The organism is Micromonospora sp. NPDC050695, assembly GCF_040654415.1.
In the GTDB taxonomy this organism is placed as follows: domain Bacteria; phylum Actinomycetota; class Actinomycetes; order Mycobacteriales; family Micromonosporaceae; genus Micromonospora.
Genome location: NZ_JBFAHZ010000012.1, coordinates 21,162 through 35,953, shown reverse-complemented (window position 1 = coordinate 35,953; position 14,792 = coordinate 21,162). Strand labels below are relative to the sequence as shown.

Genomic DNA, 14,792 nt, shown 5'->3' with positions numbered 1-14,792 from the left:
GCCGGGCGGGTCAGCCGCGCGCGGGTCGTCCGATCAGCTGCGCCTCGATCGGGGTCGGGGAGAGCAGCGCCCAACGCAGGGCCCGCCGGTTCACCACGGCCACCATGTCGTCGCGGATCCGGGTCAGCCACTCGGCCGACCCGCCCAGCCCCAGCGCCGCGCCGGCCAGCGCGGCTTCGGCCGTGTCCAACGGTTGCAGCACCGCCAGGTCGGCGCGGCTCAGCGCATCGGTGTCCGCCGCGGTCAGCTCGTCCCGCACCACCAGGGTGGCCCGCCACGGGGCGCCCGGCTCCGCCTCGGCCGGCATCGGCCCCGCATCGACCACCAGCAGCAACGGCCGCAGCGCGGTCGCCACCCCGTCGGCGACCCGCCGGCCCGGCGGGATCAGCGGGATCGTCCCGCCCGGCGCGCCCACCCCACGGACGAACGGCTCCCAGGCGCGTGGCCGGGCGGTCTGCACGACCACCAGGGCACCCAGCGCCATCGCGCGCAGCGCCACCAGTTGGGCCGCGCGTACGCCGCCGACCAGCAGCACCCGGGTGCTCTCCGGCCGGAACAGTCGCACGGTGACGGCTCCGCCGTGCCGGTTGGTGCCGACCAGCATCCCGGCCTGACCCAGGGTCAGCTCCCAGTCGTCGAGCGCCGGCCGGGGCGGCGTGCCGGGGGTCGCGAGCGCCAGGGGCAGCGTGGCGGCCAGCCCCTCCAGGTGCGCGCCGTCGAGCCGGCGTAACCCTCCACCGAGGCCGCTCACCAACCGGTCCAGCGCCTCGGCGGCCAGGGTCAGCTCGGTCGTCGTCCCGGCGGCCAGCCGTACCGTCAGCTCGGTCGGCACCTCGGTGGCGCCGCCGGCCGGAAGCGGGCCCGCGCAGATCGACACGGTCGTCGCGGTCGCCGGCAGCGCGAGCAGCCGAGGCGCCAGGAGACGGCTGCCCGCGCCGCCGGTGTCCGGCCAGCGGGTCAGCCGGAAGGTGGCCTGGACGAGGGCGCCGGACCGAAGCACCGGCCAGGACTCGCGCACCGGGTGGCCGTCATGGTGGGCCAGCTCGCCCAGGACGCGCAGCGCCGCGGGTACGCCGAGTGGCCGTGCGGTCAGCGGCCCCAGCCGGCGGACGACGCGGCGGACCGTGCCGGCGAGCACCCGGCGCAGGGCCTCCTCCGACCAGCCGTCGACGCGCAGCACCCGGACCGCCAGCACCGCCTGCTCCCGCCCGGCGAGCCGCCCGTCGGTGAGCTGCCGGTACGACGTGCCGACCGTGCCGCCGGCCGCCGGTACGGGTGCCGGTGTCCCGGCGAGCAGCAGCTGGATCCGCAGCGGCGGGACGTCCACCCCCGGTGCGGGCAGCAGGGCCGATGGCGCGGGGATCGCCCGGGACGCGTCGCCGAGCAGGTCACCGGGGTCGCCGAGTTCCAGCAGCGCGACCATGCCGTCGGTGTCCTCCAGCACGGCCGCCGGCCCGTCGGACAGCTCCGTGGAGCGGACCACGGTGCCTGGCGCCACAAGGTCGAGCAGGTCGGCTGGCCCGGCCGGCCCGACCAGCGCCCGGCGACGGGTCAGGTGCCCGACGGCGGTGCCCAGCCACTCGAAGAGCCACCGGCCCCGGACGCGGACCCCGGCGACCGCCAACAGCACCGCCGCCGCGGCCCCGGCCGCGACGGTCACCGGCGCGCCCCGGCCGAGGGCGGCCAGGACGAGTGCCGCCGCGACCTGGGCGGTGACGAGCTGGCCGGCGCGTATTCCGGTGCCGGCGCGCTGGGCGAGCGCTGCCCACCGACCAGCGCGTCGACGAGGGGCGGCGCCCGGACCGGTGGGACCGGAGGCGGTGTCCACGACGCCCGGGGCGGGGCCGGTCCGGGCGGGCTGCTGCGGCCCCCCGGTGGTGATCGCCGGCACCGCGCCTCCTCCACCGATGTGGACCGAGCCGGGCGGCCGGCCGCTCTCCTGGCCCGTCACGCGCCGCGACGTGGCTGCGGCACATCGTAAGCGACCGATGGCTGCCGTGGTTGTCCACAGGGGAGGCGCGGGGGGTAGCAGAACCGCTACCAGGCCGCTACCGTCAGCCACGAAGTTCATCGCTGCCCGCGTCCGCCGTGCTTCGAGGAGCGGGCCAAGCGACCGGCGCGTCCTCCGGGCGCGTCGACGGTCAGGCGCGATCGAGGAGACGAGGTGACGTCCGGGTGTCCCAGACCCAGGCAGAAGCCGCGGTGATGAAGCAAACCGCCGCGAAGTTCGAGCAGGTGGACCAGTCGTTGCAGTCCATGCTGACCGGCCTGCTGGCCGAGTTGGAGGTGTTGCAGCAGGCCTGGCGCGGCGCCGGTGGACGGTCGTTCGAGCAGGTCAAGCAGCAGTGGTCGCAGGATCAGGCCGCGCTGCACCGGGCCCTGCGGGAGACCGCCGGTGCCATCCGCAGCGCCGGCCGGCAGTACGACGTCTCGGACGACGAGGCAGCCAGCCGGGTCGCCGGCACCAACCGCGGCGGCATCCAACTGCCGCTCTGATCCCACTCGGGAGGGAGATCCGATGGACCACGGTGTGCTGGTCGTCAACTTCGCCGCGCTTCAGCAGGCCGGCGCGGACATCCAGAAGGCGCTGAACACGCTCGACTCGCAGCTTGGCCAACTCGAACGCGATGCCGCGCCACTGGTCGCGGGCTGGAAGGGCGACGCCCGGGAGGCGTACGAGCAGCGCCAGGCTCGGTGGCGGTCCGCCTCGCAGGACCTCCAGGCGATGCTGCGCGACATCAAGCTGGCGGTGAACGACTCCGCCGCCGACTATCTGGACACCGAGAAGAAGAACACCGGGCTGTTCCAGTGATCCCGGTGGGCCGGGAGCGCTGACCGTGTCCGGGTCCGCGCCCCGGCCGAGCCCGGCGTCGAGGAGCAGGGGCTCAGGCCGGGCCGGCGGGTCGCCACCGTCGACGCGCACCCCGGGGCAGCACCAGGGCGAGCAGCACCACCGCACCTGCCGTCGTCCCGACCACCGCCCCGATCAGCAGGGCCCGGTCGCGTGCCGTTTCGCGGCGAGCCTCGCGGGCGATTTGTGCGGCGTCGGCGCGGTCGTCGGCGAGCGCGGCAGCGGTCCGGGGGCCGGCCGGCTGACCGGCACCGGTCTCGGTGACCGCGCGGTACGGGTTGAGCACACCCGCGCCGTACCCGCCGCCGTGACCCGGGCCGGGTGCCGGATCGGCGGTGGCGATGATCCGCTCCGCCACCTGGGCGGCGGTCAACTCGGGGCGGTACTGACGCAGCAGGGCGGCGGTGGCGGCCACGAACGGCGCCGCGTAGCTGGTGCCCTCGACCCGCTGGTGACCCTGCCCGGGCGCGGCGGTCAGCACCTCGCTGCCCGGTGCGACCAGATCGACGTACGCGCCGGTCTGCGAGAAGGCCGCCCGCACGCCGTCCGCCCCGATCGCGCCCACCCCGAGCACCCCGTCGTACGCGGCCGGGAACGGGCGCGGATCGCCGCTGTCGTGCAGGTTGCCGGCGGCGGCCACCAACACCACGTTCCGCTCCACGGCGTAGCGGACGGCGGACTGGACGGCCGGGTCGTCGGCGTACAGCACGACGGAGAGGTTCACCACGTCGGCGTCGTGGTCGACGGCCCAACGGATGGCCTCGGCGAACTCGGCGGCGCTGACCGTACGTCCCGACTCCCGCCCCTGCACCACCTGCTGCTCACTCACCCGTACCGGCAGGATCCGGGCACCCGGCGCGAGGCCGTGGAAGGCGACACCGGGTTGGGGTTGCGCGGCGATGATGCTCGCCACGCCGGTGCCGTGCCCGGCGCAGTCACGGCTGCCGTCTCCGCCAGGGTCGAGCAGGTCGGTGCCGGTCAGCACCTGCCCGGCCAGTTGCGGGTGGGCCCGATCGACCCCGGAGTCGACCACCGCGACCGTCACTCCGGCCCCGGTGGCCAGCGGCGCGAGCCGTGCTGGGTCGTACCGTTGCTGCGTCCACGGGAGGGCCGCGACCGGCCGGACGGGGGCCAGGGGGGTCGCGCAGGTCGGCGCCGCCCGCCGCGCGGCGTCAGCGGCCTCGACCGGGAGGGCCGGCGCGGTCAGCAGGCCGGCCGCCAGGCCGGCGAGGACCGGGCGCGCAATCGACCGGGACATCGACGGCCTCCGTATCGTGTCGGCTCCGGGACGGGATGTTATCGCCTCGCTCGCGCCCCGGCGGACCGCCGCCGGCCAGCCATTGTGATCTTGGTACCACCTTGTAGGTTGTACGCGATACCTGTGGCCTGTTCTCGGAAGGAGAGGTGGCCGTGACCGAATGGGAGCCGGCCACGGAGGCCGAGGTGGCGATGCGGGACGCGCTGCGCGCCAACGACCAGGAGCTGTACTTCCGGCTGCTGTCCCGCACCGATCTGCTGTTGCCGGTCTCCGCGCCGGCGCTGGCCGGCCAGGCGTCGCCCGGCTGGGGCACCTGGACCACCGGTGGCCGGACGCACGTGCTGGCCTTCACCTCCGCCGCCGCGCTGCGGACCTGCCTCGGTGACCACCCGGGCAGCAACCGACGCGTCCCGTTCACCGACCTCGCGGTCGGCTGGCCCAACCACGAGTGGTGGCTCGCGGTCAATCCGGGGTTGCCCGTCGAGGGCTACCTGCCCGCCTGGTTCGTCTCCCAACTCTCCCGTGGCGACGTCCGACTGCCCGGTCGTGCCATGGGTGCCCGCGCCCGGCTGGAACGGGCGGAGACCCTCGCCCGCACCCGCACCGGTGCGCCGGGTCGGGACGCCGCAGGCTCGACGCCCACGGCCGGTCCGATGCCGTCCGGCCCGATGCCGTCCGGCCCGGATCCGGTGGCCATCCCGCCGGTGCGGCCCGCGCCGACGCGGCCCGCGGTGCCCCGGATGACCAGTCCGCTGGGACCGGGCACGTCGAGGAGTACGCCCGGTGCGGGTGACCTGTCCCGCCTCTCCGGCGGGGAGGACCTGCCGGCCGCCGGTCAGCGGCACCCGAGCGCCGCACCCGGCCCCGACTCCGTACCCGCGGCGGGCGCTCGGCCCGCCGCACCCCGGTTCGCGCCGTCGACGGCCGCCGACCGTCCCGGCGCCGTACCGACCGACCAGAGTGGCACCGCCACCGGCCGGCCGCCGACCGCGCGGCCCGGCGACGCCGCCGCACCGGCCAACGGCACCGCCCAGGGCGACCGGCGCTCCTTCTTCGAGCCGGCGTCCGGACGGGGCCGGGCCACCGGCCCGACACCGGGCGCGGGCCGTCCCGGCGAGCGCGCCGCGCCCCCGTCGCGGTTCGGCCGGGGTAGCCAACCGTTCCCGCGCCGTCGTCCCGCCGACGCGCCGAGCGCCGACGGTGCGACCCGAGCCTTCCCGATGACCGACGCGAGCGTCCCCCGGCCTCCGCGCCCGGCGGCCGGCGACCCGCTGGCGTTCCGAGGGGTACGCTCGCCCGCTCCCGGTGACGAGCCCACCCAGCCCCTGCCTCCACGCCGACCGGACCGGCTGGCCGAGGAGCCCACCCGCGCGTTCCGGGCGGCCGGTGCGCCACCACCGACCCGACCCGCCCCGTCGGCCGAGGAGACCCAGGCGATCCCGCGTGGCCGGCCGGGGGAGCCTGGTCGGTACGAGCCGGTGGAGGAGCTGTCCCCGTCCATCGCGGAACCGGTCTCCGGCCCGCCCGCGCCACGCCGCGGCTTCACGCCCATCGTCATCGAGGGCACCATCATCGAGTCCCGCGACCTGACCGACCCGAGCGGGACGGCTCAGGCCGGCGGTGGCTGGCTGGCGGCCGGCAGCCTGCGTGCCGACGACCTCCTCGGCGGCCGGACCGCCTTCGACCCGGTCGTCGACCCCGTCAGCCCGCCGCCGCCCGCCCCGGACAGCGCGGCAGAGCCGCCCCGCCCGGACCCCGTCGCGCCGCCGCCCCGCCCGGACAGCGGCCCGGAGCCGGTGCGGCCGGACACCGACGACCGGTACGCGGCCACGGGCGGCGAGGAGCAGCGCGCACCGGCCGAGCCGGCGCCGCTCGACTTCGACCCGGCCAACACGGTCGAGGAGGACCTGCTCAACGCGGCCGGTGCGGGCAGCACCGACACGTTCCTGTCCACCCTGCTGCTGGCCCGGGTGCTGTTGCCGGCCGCACCGGACTCGGTGCGGGGCAGCCGCCCCGGCGACCCGGGATTCGTCTGGCGTACCGCCCAGCTCGACGGTGACACGTACGTGGTGGTCTACACGTCGCCTGAGCGCCTCGCCGACCACACCGACGGTGACGTCGACACGGTCCGGGTGAAGTTCGCCCAGCTGATCCGGCGCTGGCCGGACGAGGACTGGTCGTTCGCCGTCAACCCGGGCACCCCGGTCGGTGCGAAGCTGCCCGGCGAGCAGATCGTCGCCCTGGCCAACTGGGCGGCCGAGGTGGGGCTCGGTGACGACCTGGAGGTCGACCCGGAGGAGGCGCCGGTGGTGGCGGAGCCGGCCGCCCGCCCCCGGTACGCTCCGGCGGCCGTCGACCCGGCCCGCCCGACCGTGATGCAGAAGGCCATCGCACCCAGCCAGCTCGCGTACTACCTGGAGCGGGGCTACGACCGGGTGTCCGGCTTCGTGCACCGGGCGGGCGAGTTGGCGCACCTGACCACGCCGGCCCAGTTGTACGACGCGCTCGGACTCAGCTACCCGGCGTCGCCGTTCGTGCGGGACGCCGAGGAGATCTACGTGCTGCGCTGGCCGGCGCACCGGCCGAGCCTCTACCGGATCCCGTACGGCGGGCAGAACGAGCCGGCGATGCGGGCCATGGAGGGCTGGGTCATCGAACGGCCGCCGTTCAGGGGCAACGGCTTCGCGCCGGGTGAGAGCAGCGATGTGGTCGCCGAGTTCAAGGTGGACAGCGCCCGGCTGCCGCACGGCGCGCAGCTCTGGCGGATCGCCGCCGACGGCACCGAGCGGGTGGTCGCGTCGCTGGACACGGACGCGGTCGTGTGGCGACGGGTCGGGGAGGCGTGATGCGCGACGGCTACGTGGCCCGCTGGCAGGGCCGGGAGTACCAGGCCAGCCCGGACGGCGACGACATCCGGCTGTACCAGCCCGAGCCCGGTGAGGGCTTCGAGGAGGTCCGCCCCGGCCGGTACGTGCGGGTGCAGCCGGCGCACGAGATCGAGGATCTGGCGTACGTGCGGACGACCTGCACGTGGCAGGGGCAGCCGTTCATCGTGCTCGGCGAACACGACGCGTGGCTGCGCGTGGAGTACACCGGTGGTCGCTGGCCGGTCGCCGAGGCGATGCGGCTGGAGGTCTTCGACTTCGGCGTCTACCAGGGCTGGGCACCCGCCGCGGAGGTCACCGACCTGCGGGAGCAGCGGGTCTGACGGTCAGGACTTCGCCCACCGCAGGATCTCGCCGAGCACCAGCTCCGGTGCCTCCAGGTGCGGGAAGTGCCCCACTCCGTCGAGCAGCCGCCACTCGTACGGCGCGACGACGTACCGGCCGGAACCCAGGGCGGTCCGCGGCAGGGCCGCGACATCCTGCGCGCCGTGCAGTTGCAGGGTCGGGGTGACCAGCGGTTTCTGCATGAGGCGTACGAACCGGTAGCCGTGCAGTCGCAGCACCGAGCGGAACGCCCAGCGGTAACCCTCCAGCGCGCAGAACGCGGCCTGTGGAATGCGCATCGCCTCCCGGCACCGCTCGGCGTACGCCTCGAAGTCCGATCCGGCCACCCAGCGCGGCCCGCCCCACCGGCGCAGGATCTCCTCGACGGCCGCCGCGCCGTCCCGGGTCAGGACGTGCTCGTAGCGGGGAAGCTGGAACTTCAACGCCGGTGTGGAGGCGGCGAACTGACCGCGCGGGTCGGCGAAGATGGCGGCGCGCAGCCGCAGCGGGTGCGGTGCTCCCAGCACCACCAGGCGGCGGACCAGGGCCGGGTGGAACGACGCCACCGTCCAGGCCACCATGCCACCGACGCCGCTGCCGACCAGCGTCGCCGACCGCTCACCGAGTGCTCGGATCAGTCCGGCGATGTCCGCGGCGAGGGTGTAGCCGTCGTACCCCCGGGGTGGTTTGTCGCTGGCGCCGTAGCCGCGCAGGTCGACGGCGACCGCGCGGAAGCCGGCGTCGGCGACGGCCGGGAGCATCTGGTGCCAGGCCCACCAGTGCTCGGGGAAGCCGTGCAGGAAGAGCACCATCGGCCCGGTGCCGGCCTCGACCACGTGGAACCGGGTGCCGTTGGCGCCGACGAAACGGTGCGTCCACGGCCCCTCGGTGAGGACGCGGGACTCGTCGACGGCTCCGCCGCGCTGGTCGGTCATGGCAGACAGCCTAGGACCCGGTTGCCTCCGGCGGCCCTGGTGGTCGCGTTGAACAGGGAGAAGCCCGGGTTGTCCCCTACCGACACGGGGGTCCGGGTGCCCCGGCGGATCACCGCGTGACGATGCTGGCCCGGACACCCGGGCCGCAGTCCACCTCGGAGGATCGGGCGATGATCCGCAGGGTGACGAAGCTGCCCTCGGTCAGGGTGCCGAAACCGGTGCCGTGCAGGGCGTACTCGATGCCGTCCTCGGACACCAGCCCGTAGCAGGGTCCGCGACCGCCCCGGGTGACATGGCCGGCGACCAGGCCGGTGGCCCGCAGGTCGGTCGGGTCCGTCGGCTTGGCCGGCTTCGGTACGCCGATGGTCGGCGGGTCGGTGCGCGACATGGGTGGCGGGTCGGTGCGCGACACGGGCGGCGGGGTGGTGCGTTCCGGTGTGGGCGCCGGGGACGCGGGGGCGGCCGGGGTGGTGTAGCCGGGGGTGGGTGCATCGGTCGTCGAGGTGCCGGCGGGCGGGGGCGGGGCCGCACGGTCGCTGCCGTGCGGGTCGGCGCAGGCGGTCAGGGGCAGCAGGAGGAGTGCGGCGAGACCGGCCGCCGTCCGGGTGACACGGGGGGAGAGGGGCACGGTGGTGGGACGTTCCAGCAGGTCGAACGGTTCCCGGTGGCGGCTGGACAAAGGGCGGCGCCCGGGCAGGTGACCTGCCCGGGCGCCGCTGGGTGGTGCGGGATCAGCGGTCAGAAGATCCGGATCTTCATCGACGTGCCGTCCTGCTCCAGAACCTTGATCTTGACACCGGTCGCGGGGAGCTTGACGCCGTGGTTCGGCAGCTCCTCGTAGAAGTACTTCTTGGTGTCGTCGAACAGGGGCTGCGCCGCCTCACCGCGGATGTACTGCGGCTGGCTGTTGAGGTGCAGGGTGAACGAGTCCGCCTTCTTGAGGCTGAACGGTGCGTCGTACACCTGGATCCGGGCCCGCCACGGAGCACCGGTCAGGTTGTAGATCGGCTCCGGGCGCGAGTCGATGTACAGGTTGCGGCCCTCACCGGGGTGACCACCCGGGTTGGTCGGCGACGCCGGAGCGGTGTTGTTGTCCGCCCAACGGGTGTTCCAGTACGAGATGAGCAGGCCCTCCTGGTACGCGTAGTGGTCCACGTAGTCCGGGCGGGTGTTCGCGTAGCCGAAGAAGTACGGGCCCGTCTTCAGGTACTTGTCGTACGAGACGTACGAGCGGTTGCCGGCGATGTAGTAGTTGTCGAACAGCCGGGTGTAGGTCGCCCCGACCACCTGGAACTTGTCCAGGGTCCAACCGGCGTCGGTCTCGGCGCCGTCGCTGAACACGGTCTGACCGTCGGCGGTCACGGTGATCGCGTCACCGAAGAAGCCGCCCTCGGAGACACCACCGTCGGTGACGTAGTGCAGACGGATCTGCGCCGACTTGCCGGCGACCGAGGTCAGCGGGATGTTGATGTCCGCCCAGGCGCCGTTGCTGGTGCCGGCGAGGGCCGGGCGGCCCGCGCCGTCCACGCCGATCGGCTTGCCGTTGACCGTGCCGTCCAGGTCGGCCCAGGTCTGACCGCCGTCCGTCGAGGCCTCGAAGTAGAGGTAGTCGTAACCCGCTTCGATGCTGTACTTGCCCTTCAGCGACAGCGCCGCCGAGGACTTACCGGTGAGGTCGAACGTCCTCGTCATCTTGCTGTCGAGGTCGTCCTCGTTACCGGAGAAGTACTGCTTGGAACCCGCGAACGGCGGGCCGTAGTTGAAGGTGTACTCCCGCTGGGGCAACACCACCACGGCGGCCTGTGGCTTATCCGAGTTGTACTCCTGCGGCCCGATCTCCACCTTCTTGTCCTGGCCCGCGACGAACACCTTGTAGTCGAGCCAGCCGAGCTGGAGCTTGTTCCACGCGCCGAGGTCGCCGCCCCGGTCGCCGATGGCGGGCTCGTTCTTGGCGCCGAGCCGGCTCTGGGCCATCAGGGTCCAGTGCTCGTTGTTGTTGTCGGCGGGTCCGTAGTCGTCCGGCAGGCCCAGGTCGTGGCCGTACTCGTGGTAGAAGACGCTGCGGCCACCGTTTTCCGGCTGGATCGTGTAGTCGCGGATCCAGACGCCGGTGTTGCCGATCTGGGTGCCGCCGATCGGGAAGTTCGGCGGCCCGACGGGCGAGCTGTTGTACGCCGACCAGCGGTGGCTCCAGATGGCGTCCTCACCCTGCTGCGGGTCACCGTCGGCCTGGTCGCCGCCGGAGTGCACGATCTGGAAGTGGTCGATGTAGCCGTCCGACTCGTTGAAGTCGCCGTCACCGTCGTAGTCGAACCGGTCCCACTGGTCGAAGGTCTTCATCTCGGCGGCGATCTGCGCGTCCGTCCGGCCCTTGGCCTTCTGGTCGGCGACCCACTGGTTGGCGGCGTCGCGGACCAGCGCCCAGGTGTTCGAGCAGACGTTGTCCGCGCAGACGGCGGGGTCGTTGGCCGGGTTCTCGGTGTCCTCGTCCTCGATCGGGTCGTCGGAACGACCGTAGCGGGCCTCGTTGTAGCGGACCTTGACCCAGTCGGTGACCTCACCCTCGACCGAGTACCGGCCGGAGGACTGCGCCTCGTAGTACTGCTTCAGCGACTCGTCGCCGGGGTTGGTGCCGAAGTACAGCTGGCGGTAGTGCTCCGGGCTGAAGTCCGGCTGCCAGACGGTGGAGTTGTCGACAGCCCGGTTGGGCTGCGGGATCTTGTTGTGCAGCGGGCCCTGGAAGGTCGTCGGCCCGGCGAAGGCCGGCGTGGTGTCCTTGTCCGGGTAGGACGGGTGTCGTTCGTCGCCGAACTCGGCCAGGATGACGAAGATCTTGTCGGTCCGCTCACGCTCGAGCTCGACGTACTGGTCCTTGCTGGTCTGCGCGCCGGCGGTCCGGGCGTTGCCGCTGGTGCCCGTCTTGCCGACCTGACCGACCTTGACGACCATGCTGCCGTTGCGCTCGATCGGCTTGCTACGACCGCTCAGCACATCGCTGAGACCCTGTTCACGCAGCTCGCGGCGCTTGTCCTCGAGCTTGTCGGGGAGCTCATCCTTCAGTGCCTGCGGTTCGGCAGCGGTCGGTGCTGCTGCCGGCAGTTTGGGCTGCGGCGCCGCCGAGGCCGACGGGCCGAAAGCCAGGCCCGTCGCCGTCAGTGAGAGCCCGATCAGACCCACTGCGACTTTGCGCACGTGGTACCTCCGGTGTGAGGGAACCGGCCCAACGGGGGTACGGGCCGGTGGGAGATCGATCCCACTAGTGGGACCAATGGTGAACATAGACACTGCTGGGACGGGTGGGAAGACGCACGCGTCGATTTGTTGCAGGATTTTGTTGAGGATGCTTTCCCCCGTAACACACCAGCGCTTCATCAGCCACGCTGGTCAAGGGGTTCGATCGACACCGAATACAACGACCAATTTCGATCAGCGTGATCGGGCATACGACAGTGGGGCCGGAGGCGTCTCCGCCACCGGCCCCACCGTTACCGCTGTTGTCAGTTGTCCAACCGCGTAACCGTCACTTCTTCGCCGGGGTGACGAAGATCGTGGCGGACGAGTTGTCCCGCGCGGCCTTCTTGATGGTCAGCGAGACCCCGAAGTTCACGCCCGCGTCGCCCGGGTTACCGGTACCCAGCACGATCGCGCCACCGCCCAGCGTCACACCGTAGAACTCCGGTGCCGGGCTGCCGTCCGGGTTGGTGACCCGGGTGGTGTACGGCGCGTTGTTGCGCGACGGCAGGACCACCGAGGCGTCGTTGTCCCGCGCGTACGGGGCCCCGTCGCGCATCTCGATGCCCGGGTACCAGCCCTTGGCGTCGGTGAAGGACTTCACCGGCGCCTGCGCCTTGAACTTCGTGCAGTACGCGCTGTACGGCTCGTCCGCGGCCTCCAGGCACTCCGTGAAGGGGTACGTCTTCTGCAGCGTGAACGCCGCGTTCGACGACTGCGGACGGCTGGGCAGGTTGTCCGTCACCGACGGGTCCTTCACCGCCGCCTCGCCGGTGCGGCGGTACGGGTCGAAGTGCGAGTCCACAATGAGCAACCCACCCTTCGCGCCGTAGCTGGGCAGCGCGGTCATCTGCCCGGTGACGTGGTTGACGTCGCCGAGTGCGCTGTCCCGGTACCAGACCAGCATGCCGGGCGCGTTGTACGAGATCCGGTCGACCTTCCACGCCTCGTGGGAGTAGATGGTGTCGTACGCGTACTTCAGGCCCTTGTCGAAGCCGTCGAAGTTGCGCCACTCGGCCAGGTAGAAGTGCGCGTGCACCTCGGTGCCGCCGGAGACCTTCCAGCCCGCGCCGGTGGTGTCGACGAAGGTGCCGCCGGTGGCCGTCCAGCCGTTGGCGCCGCCCTCGACGTCGTCGCTCCAGGTGGTCGCGCCGCCGCCGGTGACCGCGAAGTCGTCGACGAACCAGTTGCGCTCCTCGAACGCCTCATCGGTGGCCTGGCGCAGCCGCAGCTGCACCGTGGTGCCCGCGTACGCCGACAGGTCGACGTAGTCGTGGCGCCAGCCGTCGGTGCTGCCGGTCAGGCCGTACTTCTTGCCGCCGAAGTCGTTCATCCGGCCGTTCGGGTCCGGGTAGCCGTCGGGGGTGGTGACGACCGTGCCGTCCTCGGCGTACACCTTCTGCTCGGTCCAGGTCGTACCGCCGTCCGTCGAAAGCTCGACGAAGCCGTAGTCCCAGTCCTCCTCGATGATGTAGTTGTTCCACATCCAGAACTTGGAGTCCGCGGCCGCCGGCACGTCGACCGAGCGGCTCAGCTTGACGTCGGCCCAGCTCTGGTCGTTGTTGCTGTGCCACATCTTGGTGCCGCTGTGCGGCGTGGCCAGCGTCGTCACCTTGTCCGGCAGGTCGACCTTGATGCCGTCCTCGGCGTCGATCGGCGTACGGGAGGTCTGCCCGAGCTTCACCTCGCGCGGGTTCGACCCGGGGCGGATGATCAGCGGGTCGGCCCAGCCGAGCACCCACTTGTCCCAGATGCCCATGTGCGTCGGCAACGCCTGGAAGATCTCACCGGAGTGCGAGCCCGAGGCCATCAGGTCCCAGAAGTCCACGTCGGAGTCGGCGTTGCCGGAGGTGTCGTAGAGGTCCGGCAGGCCGAGGTCGTGACCGAACTCGTGGGCGAACACACCGACACCGGCGTCTTCCGGCTGCACGATGTAGTTCGACACCTTCAGGTTGGTGCCCGGGATGCTGTAGCCACCCGGAACCGAGGAGGAGTGCGCCCAGACGGCGTACACGCCCTGGTCGCCGCCGCCGCGGGACTTGCCCTGGCCGGCGTGCACCAGCACGAGGTGGTCGATCACGCCGTCCGGCTCGAAGAGGTTGCCGTCACCGTCGCGGTCGCCCTGGTCTTCCTTGTCGTAGTCGGCCCACGGGAAGGCGGGGTCCTTCGCGGCGAGCGCGTCGATCGCGTCGGTCGCCAGCCGGCCGGCGCCGGCCGGGTTGTCCGGGTGGCCGTTCATCGACTGCTCGCGGCCGGGGACCCAGTTGCCGTCCTCGTCCTGGGTGCAGCGGTTGGCCGCGTACCAGCCCTCCGAGTGCGGCACGGTGATCCACGGGCTGGCCTGCCCGTCCACCGTGTACGCGTTCTTGGACATCTCCAGGTACATGTTGTGCATGGTGCGACCGGACAGGTCGACACCCTTCTTGCCGTCCGGGCCCTTCAGGTCCGTGCGGACCCGCTCGGTGATGCCCTTCTTGCTGTAGAGCATCTTGTTGTAGTGCGACGGCGAGAAGTCCGGCACCCACATCGAGTTGTTGTCCTCGTGGGGCAGACGCGCCGGGTCCGGGATCTTGTTGTGCTTCGGCCCGTTCTGCACGGTGCCCGGCACGCAGGTCCGGTCCTCGAACACCGTCTTCGGGACCATCACGTCCGTGAAGTCGTCGTTCGCCTTGTCGTTGAACTCCACCAGCAGCGTCAGCAGCTTCGCCGTCTGCGTGGTCGGCGCCTGCTTGATCTTGCGGGGGTTCTTGCCGGTCTGGATCGACTTGGCTTCGATCTTGGCCAACTGCTTGGCGGTGACCGGGTTGCCTCGCGCGTGCTTCTGGTCGAACGCCCGCGCGGCGTCCCCGGCGGGCGTGTAGACGCCGCCCTTGCCCTTGACCTCACGGCCTGCGGTGTCCGGCTGCACCTCGGGCTCGGCGTAGTTGATGTAGTACTCGTCGGCGCCGATCACCGCCCGGGGGGTGCCGGACGCCGACTGGGCCGCCGCGCTGCCACTCACGGTCAGTGACGTGGCCGCGAGGGCGATGGCGGGTAACGCGACGAGTAGTCGTCGACGCGACCCCGGATGGGAGTTTCTGTTCATGCCACTCCGTTCTCGGCATGGGCGGAGGAAATCGGCTGGTCCGGGGCGCGGTGAGGGCGCTCCGACACCATCCGACGCGCGTGAAGCTAAATGAAAAATGTGCCGAACGGCGGGAACGTGACCGAGGCGTTATCCGCCGGATCGGCACTGATCGTCGGTACTCCGCACATCCGTGGGAGCGCTTCCGGCGCGTACCTCCACAAAAGACAACGGTGGGTGACGG

The 14,792-nt window shown here is 72.3% G+C and carries 10 protein-coding genes; 4 read left to right on the top strand and 6 right to left on the bottom strand.

Annotated elements, in window-relative coordinates; all coding sequences use genetic code 11:
• Window positions 1-10: 10 nt before the first annotated feature.
• A complete protein-coding gene (gene eccE / locus AB0H52_RS11950) occupies window positions 11-1,735 on the bottom strand; it encodes a type VII secretion protein EccE (RefSeq protein ID WP_225854833.1) in 1,725 nt (574 codons plus the stop codon).
• 440 nt (window positions 1,736-2,175) lie between these two features.
• On the opposite strand from eccE, the gene AB0H52_RS11945 reads away from it, so the two are divergent.
• Entirely contained in the window at window positions 2,176-2,496 is a 321-nt protein-coding gene (locus tag AB0H52_RS11945; protein WP_151492931.1) for a WXG100 family type VII secretion target, read from the top strand.
• Window positions 2,497-2,518: 22 nt separating this feature from the next.
• The gene (locus AB0H52_RS11940; RefSeq protein ID WP_151492930.1) at window positions 2,519-2,812 is read left to right on the top strand and encodes a WXG100 family type VII secretion target; all 294 of its coding nucleotides are present in this window, start codon (window positions 2,519-2,521) and stop codon (window positions 2,810-2,812) included.
• Window positions 2,813-2,885: 73 nt separating this feature from the next.
• Here the strand turns inward: AB0H52_RS11940 and mycP are convergent, their stop codons facing one another.
• On the bottom strand, window positions 2,886-4,109 hold the full coding sequence (gene mycP / locus AB0H52_RS11935) for a type VII secretion-associated serine protease mycosin (RefSeq protein WP_151492929.1): 1,224 nt from the start codon (window positions 4,107-4,109) through the stop codon (window positions 2,886-2,888).
• 152 nt (window positions 4,110-4,261) lie between these two features.
• On the opposite strand from mycP, the gene AB0H52_RS11930 reads away from it, so the two are divergent.
• Both AB0H52_RS11930 and AB0H52_RS11925 read left to right on the top strand, forming a co-directional pair.
• Window positions 4,262-6,955, top strand: a complete 2,694-nt coding sequence (locus AB0H52_RS11930) for an SseB family protein (RefSeq protein WP_357946856.1) — start codon at window positions 4,262-4,264, stop codon at window positions 6,953-6,955.
• Entirely contained in the window at window positions 6,952-7,317 is a 366-nt protein-coding gene (locus AB0H52_RS11925; RefSeq protein WP_151493301.1) for a hypothetical protein, read from the top strand. Before AB0H52_RS11930 ends, AB0H52_RS11925 begins: the two co-directional genes overlap by 4 nt.
• A 3-nt stretch (window positions 7,318-7,320) precedes the next feature.
• Here AB0H52_RS11925 and AB0H52_RS11920 read toward each other — a convergent pair whose 3' ends face one another.
• The 4 genes from AB0H52_RS11920 to AB0H52_RS11905 all read right to left on the bottom strand — a co-directional run bounded on the left by AB0H52_RS11920 (window position 7,321) and on the right by AB0H52_RS11905 (window position 14,569).
• Window positions 7,321-8,253 carry an alpha/beta hydrolase gene (locus AB0H52_RS11920; RefSeq protein ID WP_151493302.1) on the bottom strand — a complete coding sequence of 311 codons (933 nt, stop codon included), beginning with the start codon at window positions 8,251-8,253 and terminating at the stop codon, window positions 7,321-7,323.
• Between the two features lie 109 nt (window positions 8,254-8,362).
• A complete protein-coding gene (locus tag AB0H52_RS11915; protein ID WP_357946852.1) occupies window positions 8,363-8,932 on the bottom strand; it encodes a hypothetical protein in 570 nt (189 codons plus the stop codon).
• A gap of 59 nt (window positions 8,933-8,991) precedes the next feature.
• On the bottom strand, window positions 8,992-11,430 hold the full coding sequence (locus AB0H52_RS11910; RefSeq protein ID WP_357946974.1) for an immune inhibitor A domain-containing protein: 2,439 nt from the start codon (window positions 11,428-11,430) through the stop codon (window positions 8,992-8,994).
• 343 nt (window positions 11,431-11,773) lie between these two features.
• The gene (locus AB0H52_RS11905; protein WP_357946849.1) at window positions 11,774-14,569 is read right to left on the bottom strand and encodes an immune inhibitor A domain-containing protein; all 2,796 of its coding nucleotides are present in this window, start codon (window positions 14,567-14,569) and stop codon (window positions 11,774-11,776) included.
• Window positions 14,570-14,792: the final 223 nt, after the last annotated feature.

Coding starts and splice junctions, on each gene's coding strand:
- AB0H52_RS11920 (WP_151493302.1), bottom strand. CDS start 8,253: ATGACCGACCAGCGCGGCGGAGCCGTCGACGAGTCCCGCGTCCTCACC.
- AB0H52_RS11940 (WP_151492930.1), top strand. CDS start 2,519: ATGGACCACGGTGTGCTGGTCGTCAACTTCGCCGCGCTTCAGCAGGCC.
- mycP (WP_151492929.1), bottom strand. CDS start 4,109: ATGTCCCGGTCGATTGCGCGCCCGGTCCTCGCCGGCCTGGCGGCCGGC.
- AB0H52_RS11905 (WP_357946849.1), bottom strand. CDS start 14,569: ATGAACAGAAACTCCCATCCGGGGTCGCGTCGACGACTACTCGTCGCG.